General features: G+C 65.4%; 14 protein-coding genes. 6 read left to right on the top strand and 8 right to left on the bottom strand.

What is annotated here, in order from left to right; translation table 11 throughout:
• Nucleotides 1-1,235 (top strand): esterase-like activity of phytase family protein (locus EN780_RS18215; RefSeq protein ID WP_128274902.1); only part of this gene is annotated, 1,235 nt, incomplete at its 5' end.
• A 59-nt stretch (nucleotides 1,236-1,294) separates the two neighbouring features.
• Here the strand turns inward: EN780_RS18215 and EN780_RS18210 are convergent.
• Entirely contained in the window at nucleotides 1,295-2,086 is a 792-nt protein-coding gene (locus EN780_RS18210) for a L,D-transpeptidase (RefSeq protein ID WP_128274901.1), read from the bottom strand.
• Nucleotides 2,087-2,272: 186 nt separating this feature from the next.
• Here EN780_RS18210 and EN780_RS18205 point away from each other — a divergent pair, with 186 nt between their 5' ends.
• Complete coding sequence (locus tag EN780_RS18205) at nucleotides 2,273-3,745, top strand: MATE family efflux transporter (protein WP_128274900.1); 1,473 nt, start codon at nucleotides 2,273-2,275, stop codon at nucleotides 3,743-3,745.
• 3 nt (nucleotides 3,746-3,748) lie between these two features.
• Here EN780_RS18205 and EN780_RS40695 read toward each other — a convergent pair whose 3' ends face one another.
• Both EN780_RS40695 and EN780_RS40690 read right to left on the bottom strand, forming a co-directional pair.
• A complete protein-coding gene (locus EN780_RS40695) occupies nucleotides 3,749-4,333 on the bottom strand; it encodes a hypothetical protein (RefSeq protein WP_245500011.1) in 585 nt (194 codons plus the stop codon).
• The gene (locus EN780_RS40690) at nucleotides 4,273-4,956 is read right to left on the bottom strand and encodes an MFS transporter (protein WP_245500009.1); all 684 of its coding nucleotides are present in this window, start codon (nucleotides 4,954-4,956) and stop codon (nucleotides 4,273-4,275) included. The genes EN780_RS40695 and EN780_RS40690 overlap by 61 nt, the downstream gene beginning before the upstream one ends.
• 145 nt (nucleotides 4,957-5,101) lie before the next feature.
• Here EN780_RS40690 and EN780_RS18195 point away from each other — a divergent pair, with 145 nt between their 5' ends.
• Nucleotides 5,102-5,677: a TMEM175 family protein gene (locus tag EN780_RS18195; protein WP_127286176.1), complete on the top strand. Its 576-nt coding sequence runs from the start codon at nucleotides 5,102-5,104 to the stop codon at nucleotides 5,675-5,677.
• Nucleotides 5,678-5,683: 6 nt separating this feature from the next.
• Here the strand turns inward: EN780_RS18195 and EN780_RS18190 are convergent, their stop codons facing one another.
• On the bottom strand, nucleotides 5,684-5,965 hold the full coding sequence (locus EN780_RS18190; RefSeq protein WP_126053918.1) for a hypothetical protein: 282 nt from the start codon (nucleotides 5,963-5,965) through the stop codon (nucleotides 5,684-5,686).
• Between the two features lie 133 nt (nucleotides 5,966-6,098).
• Between EN780_RS18190 and EN780_RS18185 the strand changes: the two genes are divergently transcribed.
• Nucleotides 6,099-6,959 carry an SDR family NAD(P)-dependent oxidoreductase gene (locus tag EN780_RS18185; RefSeq protein WP_128274899.1) on the top strand — a complete coding sequence of 287 codons (861 nt, stop codon included), beginning with the start codon at nucleotides 6,099-6,101 and terminating at the stop codon, nucleotides 6,957-6,959.
• Nucleotides 6,960-6,968: 9 nt separating this feature from the next.
• On the opposite strand, the gene EN780_RS18180 is transcribed toward EN780_RS18185, so the two are convergent.
• From EN780_RS18180 to EN780_RS18165, 4 genes are all read right to left on the bottom strand, one after another.
• Nucleotides 6,969-7,400 (bottom strand): low affinity iron permease family protein, encoded by a 432-nt coding sequence (locus EN780_RS18180; RefSeq protein WP_189556601.1) that lies wholly within the window; start codon nucleotides 7,398-7,400, stop codon nucleotides 6,969-6,971.
• Between the two features lie 253 nt (nucleotides 7,401-7,653).
• Nucleotides 7,654-8,295, bottom strand: a complete 642-nt coding sequence (locus tag EN780_RS18175) for a DapH/DapD/GlmU-related protein (protein WP_128274898.1) — start codon at nucleotides 8,293-8,295, stop codon at nucleotides 7,654-7,656.
• Nucleotides 8,296-8,380: 85 nt separating this feature from the next.
• The gene (locus tag EN780_RS18170) at nucleotides 8,381-8,863 is read right to left on the bottom strand and encodes a CreA family protein (RefSeq protein WP_128274897.1); all 483 of its coding nucleotides are present in this window, start codon (nucleotides 8,861-8,863) and stop codon (nucleotides 8,381-8,383) included.
• Between the two features lie 60 nt (nucleotides 8,864-8,923).
• Nucleotides 8,924-9,421, bottom strand: a complete 498-nt coding sequence (locus EN780_RS18165) for a cytochrome b/b6 domain-containing protein (protein WP_128274896.1) — start codon at nucleotides 9,419-9,421, stop codon at nucleotides 8,924-8,926.
• Nucleotides 9,422-9,610: 189 nt separating this feature from the next.
• Here EN780_RS18165 and EN780_RS18160 point away from each other — a divergent pair, with 189 nt between their 5' ends.
• Nucleotides 9,611-10,189: an SCO family protein gene (locus EN780_RS18160; RefSeq protein ID WP_128274895.1), complete on the top strand. Its 579-nt coding sequence runs from the start codon at nucleotides 9,611-9,613 to the stop codon at nucleotides 10,187-10,189.
• Between the two features lie 9 nt (nucleotides 10,190-10,198).
• Nucleotides 10,199-10,714: 50S ribosomal protein L11 methyltransferase (locus EN780_RS18155; RefSeq protein ID WP_128274894.1), on the top strand; the 516-nt coding region annotated here is incomplete at its 3' end.

Here is a 10,714-nt window from a genome sequence, read left to right as displayed (position 1 = left end):
GGCTGCTGCCGGATCGTGGCTACAACGTCGTCGGCACCACCGACTATCGGGCCCGCCTCAACACCGTTTCGATCGAGCTTGCCCCGACCCCTCCGGGCGCCGCGCCCGCAGCCGGCCAGGAACAGTCGGGCGTCAATGCGACGCTCGCCGACACCCTGCTGCTCACCGACGACAAGGGCGTTGACGCCACCGGCCTCGACCCGCTGAACGGCGTCCGCCCCGCCGCCGGCGACATGCCGATCCTGCCGCAGGCCGACAATGGCAAGCTGGCGCTGGATGACGAAGCCATCGTGCGCCTGCCGGACGGCAGCATGTTCATCTCCGACGAGTACGGCCCTAACATCTATCGCTTCTCGGCCGAGGGCCGCCTGATGTCGGCCACCCAGCCGCCGGCGGCCCTGGTGCCAATGCGCCACGGCAAGCCGAACTTCGCCTCCGACAATCCGGGCCCGGGCGCCGCCGAGCCCGATCCGAAGGATCCCGAGACCGGCCGCCAGAACAACCAGGGCCTGGAAGGCATGTCGCTGACGCCGGACGGCAAGTTCCTGATCGCCGTGCTGCAGTCGGCGCCGCGCCAGGATGGCGGCGATTCCGGCTCGACGCGCCAGAACACCAGGGCGCTGGTCTATGACGCATCCGACCTCGCCCATCTCAAGCTGGCGCATGAATATGTCGTGCCGTTGCCGGTGTTCAAGGACGCCAAGGGCAAGACCAAGGTGGCGGCGCAGAGTGAGATCGTCGCGCTCTCCAACACGAGCTTCCTGATGCTGACGCGCGACAGCGGCAACGGCCAGGGTGTGAAGGGCGAAGAGTCGCTCTATCGCAAGATCAACATCGTCGACCTGTCCGGCGCGACCGACATCGCCGGCGGCCCGTTCGACGCCGCCGACAAGCCGCTGGCGCCGAAGGGCGTGCTCGATGCGTCGGTTGCCCCGGCCAAGGTCACGCCGTTCATCGACATCAACGACAGGGCCCAGCTTGGCCGCTTCGGTCTGCACAATGGTAAGCCGAACGACAAGGACAATCTCTCGGAGAAGTGGGAAGCGATGTCGCTGGTCAGCGTGCTCGATCCCAAGCTGCCCGACGACTACTTCCTGTTCGTCGCCAACGACAACGATTTCCTGACCCAGGACGGCTTCCAGGTCGGCGCGCCCTACAAGGCCGAGGACGGCGCCGATGTCGACACCATGTTCCTGGTCTATCAGGTGACGCTGCCGAACCTCGCCACGAACTAGCTAACGACAGAAAGGCGGACGCGCCGGGCGCGTCCGCCTTCAGGCCATTTGTCGACGATCTACTTCAAGATCTCCGCGTCCCTCGGCACGCCGGCATCGATCGGCTCGGCCGTCCTGTTCGACACGGCCGTGAGCTTGCCGGCGGGCGACAGGTTCGGGCGCACGAAGACCTGCGCGACGCCGTTGACGCGGCCGTAGAGGTCGATGATGTCCTGGTTCATGAAGCGCACGCAGCCGGACGAAGCGTTCTTGCCGATGGAATCCCACTCCGGCGTGCCGTGCAGCCGGTACATCGTGTCCTTGCCGTCGCGGAAGAGATAGAGCGCGCGGGCGCCGAGCGGACTCTGCGGGCCGGGCGGCATGCCGTCCTTGTATTTCGCCAGTTCAGGCCGGCGCTGGATCATTTCCGGCGGCGGCGTCCAGACCGGCCACTTCTTACGCGCCTGAACCACGGCACTGCCGGTCCATCCGAAACCGGCCTTGCCGAGGCTGACGCCATAGCGGATGGCCTCGCCGCCGTCGCGCACCAGATAGAGGAAATGTTCGGAGGTATCGACGACGATCGTGCCGGGTTTTTCCCCGGTCGGATCCGGCACGATCTGGCGTACGAACTTCGGATCGAGCTTGTCCACCGGGATTGCCGGCAGCTGATAGCCCTCGTCGACGCGTGCCGCATACATGCTCTCGGCAGCGCCGAACGCCGAATCGCTTGGCGGCGGCGGCGCCGCCGCCGGTGGCGCCACGTCGGTGGTGGTGCAGGCCGAAAGAGCCACGGAAGCAGCTCCCACAGCGGACGCACCGAGAAACGCGCGCCGGTTCAGGCGCTCAAAAAACAGCGGACTATCGGACATCATCCCCCCGGCTATCAATAAGATCTAAGGAGTGCGGCCCCACGCACCCGGGTTCAATAGCCCATTCCGGAAGCTTTGAGAACATCACCGGATCAAGGCGGAATTTTCGGGCGCCGCATCGACCTGTCCCCTCAAATCGGCGATCATCGCCGACCGCACCCAAAGACCAGCGCTGAGCAGCCCACCATGGACGAGAAGACGCCTGCCCGCCGGCGCACCGGCGACCTCACCAGCGGCCCGATCCCGCGCACGCTGCTGCTGTTCGCCTTGCCGGTGCTCGGCTCCAACGTGCTGCAGTCGCTCAACGGCTCGATCAATGCCGTATGGGTCGGCCGCTTCCTCGGCGAGGCGGCGCTGACCGCGACCTCCAACGCCAATCTGGTGCTGTTCCTGATCCTCGGCACGGTGTTCGGCATCGGCATGGCCGCCACCATCCTGGTCGCGCAGTCGGTCGGCTCCCGCGACCTGCCGGAGGCGCGGCGCATCGTCGGCACCAGCGCCACCTTCTTCTTCCTCGTCTCGGTGGTGTTCGCCGTCTGCGGCTGGATCTGGGTCGACGCCATCCTCAACACGCTGGGCACGCCGGCCGACGCGCTGCCGCTGGCGCGCTCCTACCTGCGCATCATCTTCGTCGCCGTGCCGATGATGAACCTGTTGTCCTTCGTCATGACGGTGCTGCGCGGTGCCGGCGATTCGCGCACGCCGTTCGTCTTCATGGCGCTGGCGGTCGTCCTCGACATCGTGCTCAACCCGGTGCTGATCCGCGGCCTCGGGCCATTCCCGGAGCTCGGCATCGCCGGATCCGCCACCGCCACGCTGATCGGCCAGACGGTGAGCGTGATCGCCATCCTGATCGTGCTCTATGCCCGCAAGCATCCGCTGAGGCTCGCCGGCGCCAACCTCGCCCTGCTGCGGCCCGATCCGGCGCTGCTCAGGATCGTCGTCTTCAAGGGCGTGCCGATGGGCCTGCAGATGATCGTGATTTCCGCCGCGGCGCTGACGGTCATGGGCATCGTCAATTCCTACGGCTCGCAGGTCGCCGCCGCCTACGGTATCGCCGCGCAGCTCTGGACCTATATCCAGATGCCGGCGCTCGCCATCGGCGCCGCCGTCTCCTCGATGGCGGCGCAAAATGTCGGCGCCGGGCGATGGGACCGCATCGGCAAGGTCGCGGCTTCGGGCGTCGGCTTCAACCTGGTGCTGACCGGCGCGCTGGTCTTCCTGCTGTTCCTCTTTGACCGTTCGATCCTCAGCCTATTCCTCAGCACCGACAGCGCGGCCATCGACATCGCCGCCCACATCAACAATGTCGCGTCCTGGTCGTTCATCCTGTTCGGCGTCACCATCGTGCTGTTTGCCACCGTGCGCGCAACCGGCGCGGTGATGCCGCCGCTGATCATCCTGGTGATCTCGGTGCTGATCGTGCGCACCGGCTTTGCCTATTTCTTCCGGAGCGTGATCGGCGAGGAGGCGCTCTGGTGGAGCTTTCCGGCCGGCTCGATCACTTCACTGGCGCTGGCCGCCGGCTACTACCGTTTCGGCGGCTGGCGCACCCTGCACATGATCGAGGGCAGGCCGGCCGCCGGCGAACCGCCGGACACCGGTCTCGGCGTGCCGCGCCAGCGCGCGAACATGGCGCCCGAGACGCCGGACGGCTGAACCCTAGCGCGCGTATTTCGCGCCGAACCCCAGCGCCACCAGCGCAAAGACCGTGATCATCCCGGCAAAGGCCAGGCTTGCTGCCGTCGCGCTCGTCCAGTTCGACAGGATGCCGATGCCGATGACCGGCAGCGCGTTGCCGCAGAAGCAGCAGATGAAGAAGGCCGACACAACTTCGGCGCGCCGGTCGTCCGGCGCGATCTGGTTCACCACCTGCAGGCCGCCGCGATAGCCGAGCGCCGCCGCCACGCCACACAAGCCGGTTGCGGCGATCATGATTGCCATGGACGCATAGACTTGCGCGGCAACGACCAGCGCCACGGTCGGGATCATCAGCGCCAGCGCCGCCTGCATGGTGATGCGGCTGGACAGTCGCACCGTCAGCAGGATGGTCGCGGCCGCCACCATCGACAGCTCGAAGAACAGCGCGCCGGCCTCGGCGTGGTTCGTGACATGCAGCTGCTGGGCCAGGATGCTCGGCGCCAGCGCAGCATAGAAGCCGACCAGCGCCATGGCCCCGAAGCCGGTCACCGCCGGCGCCACGAAGGCCGCGCGGATGTCGGCGGGCACCGACAGCCGTGGCCGCATCGAGACATCCGAGAGCGGCCTGGCCGCAGCACGGTTTCCCGCGTGCGCCAGATCAAGAGCGTGACCAGGGCAAGCAGCGCCAGATAGAGGGCGAATGTCAGCCTGAGCGGCCAGGGCGCGTATTCGGCAAGCACCCCCGACACCAGCGCGCCGAGGCCGAGGCCGACGAAATTGGTGCTGGTGGCGATGGTTGCGGCGCGCGATTTGTCCTCGCTGTCGATCAGCTCGGCGAGCCAGGCCGTGCCTGTTCCCGCGCCGACGCCGATGCCAAGACCGCTCAGGATGCGGGCGATATCGAGCCAGGCGACATTCTCGGCGAACAGGAAGACCAGCGCGCTGACAAGGGCGGTCGCCATCGCCGCCAGGGCGGCCGGACGGCGGCCGATGGCATCCGACAGCCGTCCGAACACCAGCAGCGCCGCCAGATTGCCGACGACATAGACGGCATAGACCAGCGTCAACGTCAGCTGGGAGAAGCCGAAGGCCTGTTTGTAGATGATGTAGAGCGGCGTCAGCACCGTGCTGCCGGCAAACAGCGCCGCGATCATGGCTGCGACGGCGGTGGTCGCGGCGCCGCCGCCGAGTTCATTGTCGCGCGCCATGGCTTGAGCGTAGGTCGTCATGTCGACGTCCTTCTTTTATGGGGTGCCCGCCTAACGTGTAGATGGTGACGGCCGTTCCGCTCGCCCAATACGCTCCTGACAGGATGGTCAGTATGGCGCCGCGCGAAATCCTCTCGTACCCTTCGCCAGTTCAAGGGGAGAATCGATGGGCAAAGGACGGGTCGAAGCATTCACCGATGGCGTCGTCGCCATCATCATCACCATAATGGTGCTGGAGCTGAAGGTGCCGCATGGCGAGGATTTTTCCGCCCTTGCGCCGTTGTGGCCGGTCTTCTTCAGCTATGTCCTGTCCTTCATCAATGTCGGCATCTACTGGAACAATCTGCACAACATGTTCCACACCGTGCAGCGCGTCGACGGATACGTCCTGTGGGCGAACCTCAACCTTCTGTTCTGGCTGTCGCTGATGCCGGTGACGACCGCTTTCATGGGCGAGAACCATTTCGCGCCGGTCCCGGTCGCCGTCTACGGCGCCGACCTGGCGCTCTGCGCCGTCGCCTACACGATCCTGGTCACCAAGCTGCGCCACCTGCACGGAGCGGACACGACCTTCGCCAAGGCGGTGGGCCAAGACAGGAAGGGCAAGATCTCGCTGGCGATCTACATAGCTGGCGTGCTGCTCACCTTCGTCAACCAATGGATCGGCGTCGCCCTCTATGTGGCGGTGGCGATAACCTGGTTCGTGCCGGACCGGCGATTCGAGAAGCTTATCGAAAAATAGACGACGCTACGTCCGCATCGCCTTCAGCTTTTCGGCCACCGACGCCGCGAGGTCGGCATAGCGCTCCTCCAGCCGCTCGGCCGCCTTGATGACGGGGAAGTCATGGTCGAATTTTTCCAGCGCCATGCGCAGCTTCTCGACGAAGTCGGCCTGCTTCTCCAAAGCCGAGAACAGTGTCTTAACCTGCGCCTCGCTGATGTCGGGATTGGCCAGCATCTTCGGCACCTCGCGGCCCATCTGGTCGCCGGTGGCGGTCTGCTCCTTCAGGATTTCGGCCCAGTCGGTCAATCGGCAGTCTCCTTCGATGGCGGGCAGCATGCGCGGCGGCCGCCCATGCGGTCAACCCGCCGACATCGAAGCGGACTTGCCTGAGCCTGATCCGGCGTTAAGTTCGGCGCAACCTCGAACAAGGAACCCTGCCATGACCGCCGACGCCGAATTCCAGTCCGCCCTCCCCGCCCTCGCCTCCGGCAACGTCGCCGTCATCACCGGCGCCGCCAGCGGTATCGGCCTTGCCGCCGCGAAGCGGTTTGCGGCCATGGGCATGAAGATCGTGCTGGCCGATATCGGCGGGGCGCGCCTCGACGAGGCAAGCCGGGCGGTCGCCGCGATCGGCGGCGACGTGCTTGCCGTCGCCACGGATGTTTCCGCGGCCGACGAAGTCGATCGGCTGGCGGAAACGGCGCAAGGCGCCTTCGGCGACGTGTCGCTGCTGATGAACAATGCCGGTGTCGGCAACAATCCCGGCAAACCGTGGGAAAACCGCGATGCCTGGAAGCGGCTTCTCGCCATCAATTTCTGGGGCGTCGTGCATGGCGTCGAGGCCTTCGCGCCGGCCATGCTGGCCTCGGGCAAACCCGGCCTGATCATCAACACCGGCTCCAAGCAGGGCATCACCACGCCGCCCGGCAATCTCGCCTACAACGTCTCCAAGGCCGGCGTGAAGACCTTCACTGAAGGCCTGGCGCACGCTCTGCGCAACGAGCCCGGCGCCAGGATCTCCGCCCACCTGCTCATCCCGGGCTTCACCTATACCGGCCTGACCGAAGGCGCGACCGAGAAGCCGGCCGGCGCCTGGACCGGCGAGCAGGTCATCGACTTCATGCTCGCCTCGCTCAAGCGCGGCGATTTCTACATCCTTTGCCCCGACAATGAGGTAGCGCGGCCGATGGACGAAAAGCGCATGGCCTGGGCGATCGGCGACATCATCGAGAACCGCCCTGCCCTGTCGCGCTGGCACCCTGACCACAAGGACGCCTTCGCGACCTTCATGAACGGCTGACGGTCGGGCTCAAGCGGCTGCCTGCTTCTTCGAGCCGGGCTTCGGCGTCACCGCCTTCTTGGCGGCGGCGTCGGCAATCTTTCGATCGTGGCGCTTCGCCGCCTGCTCGCATTTGGCGCGGATCTCCTCGACTTGCGATTCCGTCAGGTGCTCGATGCCGATGAAGTGGTTGTGGGCGCGGCTGACCCGGATCAGCTCGTCGAGCTTGGCCTGGATCGCCGCGCCGTCGCGGTTCTGCGTGTTCTGGATGAGGAACACCATCAGGAAGGTGACGATCGTGGTGCCGGTGTTGATGACGAGCTGCCAGGTATCGGAAAAGCCGAAGAATGGTCCACTCGCGGCCCAGACGACGACGATCAGAATGCAGGCGGCGAAGGTGGGCGGCAGGCCGGCCACATGAGCCACCCAATTGGCAATCCTGGTGAAAAGTCTCTCGATCATCGGAATCTCTCGACCGTCGTGCGAACTCCGAGAGAAACAGACAACGCACGCTCCCGGTTCCCGCTGAACCGATCCGCACGTGCAATCCGGCACACGCGGAAAGCGCAGGCTCAAGAAAAAACACCTTATGGCTTTGTTGTCATAGTGCGGGAGCAGGCAAGAAAAGCCTGCTCCGTCCGCTTCACGGCGGTTTACCTCCAGCCCCTTCCGCTGCGCCACCCCCGCATGGCGGAAGGGGTTTTGTTCCCCAGGATCAGGTCGCGTCGTTTTCCCAGCGGTCGAGGAAGGCCTCGATCGGCATGGCCTGCATGTCGGGAACGGCCCTGGCCAGTTTCTCGGGCGGCCAGTCCCACCAGCCGAGGCGTTCGATGCGGGCCGCGATGCCGGCGTTGAAACGCTGGCGCAGCGACCTGGCCGGCACGCCGGCGACGATCGTATAGGCCGGCACGTCATGCGTCACCACCGCGTTGGCGCCGACAATGGCGCCATTGCCGATGGTGATTCCCGGCATGATCACCGCGCCATGGCCGATCCAGACGTCGTGGCCGATACTGACGGACCTTGCCTGCCGCCGCTCCCGGAAGGCCGCGTCGACGCCCAGCCAGCGGAAATACTCGTTCGGCCGGTAGCTGACCTTGTGCTGCGTCAGCCGCTCGATCGGATGCTCGAGCGCATTGATGCGGCTGTTGGCGGCGATCGAGCAGAATTTGCCGATCGTCGTGTAGATCGCTTCGGCGTGGCGTTCGAAATAGGAGAAGTCGCCGACCGTCACCTCGCGCAGGACCACCCGTTCGCCGATCGAGGCGTAGCGGCCGAGCTTGCATGCCTTCAGTTCCGCGGTCGGATGGATGCGCGGTTCAGGGTCTTTCAGGAGGAGGTTTTCGGCTCGGTCCATGCGGCGGCTTTACCCCCGCGCAGTTGCTGCCGCAAGGCGGAAGCAATTGTCGCGCCGTCAAACAGCCCGAGAGGGTCTGCCCCGCCTATTGCGGCTTTCCCTTGGTCCAAACCACGTTCTGGCCGTAGAGCGGGATCGTCGTGACCGACATCTTGGCCGAACCGTTCTGCACCTGGCGTGAATGCGAGAGGTAGATCAGCGTCTCGTTCTTCTTGTCGTAGATGCGGTTCACCACCTGCTTCTTCCAGATCAGGCTGATGCCCTGCTTGAACACCTCCTCGCCGCTTTCGCCCATGTCGATGTCACCGATGGTGATCGGTCCGGTCTGGCGGCAGGAGATCGACGAATCTGACGGATCCTCGAACCAGTTGCCCTTGTGCAGCCGATCGATGACGCTGCGATCGAAATAGGCGACGTGGCAGGTGACGCCCTCGACTTTCGGATCCTTGATCGCCTCGACCATGATGTCGTTGCCGACCCAGTCGACGCCGACCTTGCCGACCTCCTCGGCCGCCGCCGCGCCGACGACAAGGCATGCGGCAAGCGCGCCGCCGATCAGTTTTCGCAAGGGAGCCTCCTCGGTTCGAGTTGCCGGTCTCAGGTGGGACTGAGGTGGCTTGTTTACAAGCTAGGCCTGGCGGAACCTCAACATCTGCCGCAGCACGTCGCTCCTGAGGACAAAGTGCTGGACCAGCGCGCCGGCGATATGCAGCAGCACGACATAGAGCAGGATGTTCTTGCCCACCACGTGCACCAGCCCGGCCCCCGGCACCTGCAGGAACCAGGCGGCAGCGCCCGAAAGCGGCACGACGAAGATGAGTGCATAGATCAAGAGATGCGCTGCCTTGGCCAGCAGCCGCAGCGCCGGATGCTCCATGCCCGAGACCGGCGGCACGCCGCGCGTCGCCCTCAGCCAAAGCCGCCACGTCGCAAGAACGAGTACCGCAAGGCCGAGCACGACATGCATATAAGCCAGCGGTATGTCCCCTGCGGCAGCCCCCTGCCCTCTGCGAAAGGCACGCCAGACATGCTCCATGCCGTCATGGGCAAGGAACTGGATCAGAATCAGCGCGGCGATGCCCCAATGCAGCCAGATCTGGGTCTTCGAATAGGAGTCTGCTTGCATGTCCGGTCCATCGCTGGCGTGTCTGTCGCGAAGATAGGTCGGCGGAAAACCCGGTCAAATTAAGGATTGGCAATATGCATCGGTTGCGGCAACGCGGCATCTTTGCCTCCGCCGCCTCTACCCGCTAAGACTGCTCGAACAAGGCGTCCGATTGGGCGCCCAATGAAAGATCACGACGGACATTTCCCGATGATGCGTTCAATTCTGGTCGGCATTCTCGTCCTGATGGCGGCCGGCATTGGCTGGCTGACCTTCGACTGGTACCGCGGCCACTATAGCGGCGAGCCTTACGGCGCGCCCTTCGCGCTGGTCGACCAGAAGGGCGCGCCGATCACCGAAGCCGCCTTCAGGGGCCATCCCAGCGTCGTATTCTTCGGTTTCACCCATTGTCCCGAAGTGTGCCCGACCACGCTCTTCGAGCTGTCCGGCTGGCTGAAGACGCTTGGCAACGGCGGCAAGAACCTGAACGCCTATTTCGTCACCGTCGACCCCGAGCGTGACACGCCCGAGATCATCAAGGCCTATGTCGGCAATTTCTCCGACCGCATCGTCGGCATCAGCGGCGACCCCGACAAGGTCCATGCCATGGCCAAATCCTTTGGCATCTACTGGAAGAAGGTCGACACCGGCGATGGCGACTATACGATGGACCACACCGCCTCGGTGCTGCTGCTCAATGGCAAGGGCGAGTTCTCCGGCACCATCGCCTATGGCGAAAGCGCCGACGCGGCCGTTGCCAAGCTGAAGCGCCTGGCGAACGAAGGCTGACACCGTCCGATGGCGCAGACGCGGCTCCATTTCACCGCCGGCAAGATCGAGGCCGATCGCATCTTCGCCGCGCTCGATGCGGCCTTCGAGGATGAGGGCCTGCCGCTTGCCGTGCTGGAGGTCGACGAGGACCGCGACATCCACGAAGTCTCGCTCTATGCCGATGGCGACGTCGATGCGGTCGAGGCGCGACTGAAGGACATCCTTGCCGGCCTCGCGCTGACGAAGCCTATCGAACGCGAAACGCTGCCCGAAATCGACTGGGTGGCGCGCTCGCTGGAGGGCTTGAAGCCGGTGCGCGCCGGCCGCTTCTTCGTCCATGGCGCGCATGACCGCGACAGGCGCCACAGCGGCGACCTCGCCATCGAGATCGAGGCCGGCCTTGCCTTCGGCACCGGCCATCACGGCACCACTGCCGGCTGCCTCGAAATGCTGGAGAAGGTCGTGCGGCGCGAGCGGCCGCGCAACGCCCTCGACCTCGGAACCGGCAGCGCCGTGCTGGCGATCGCGCTGGCGAGGCTGGCG

The sequence above is a fragment of the Mesorhizobium sp. M4B.F.Ca.ET.089.01.1.1 genome (assembly GCF_004022605.1).
In the GTDB taxonomy this organism is placed as follows: domain Bacteria; phylum Pseudomonadota; class Alphaproteobacteria; order Rhizobiales; family Rhizobiaceae; genus Mesorhizobium; species Mesorhizobium abyssinicae.
This window is presented reverse-complemented; position numbering and strand designations above follow the sequence as displayed.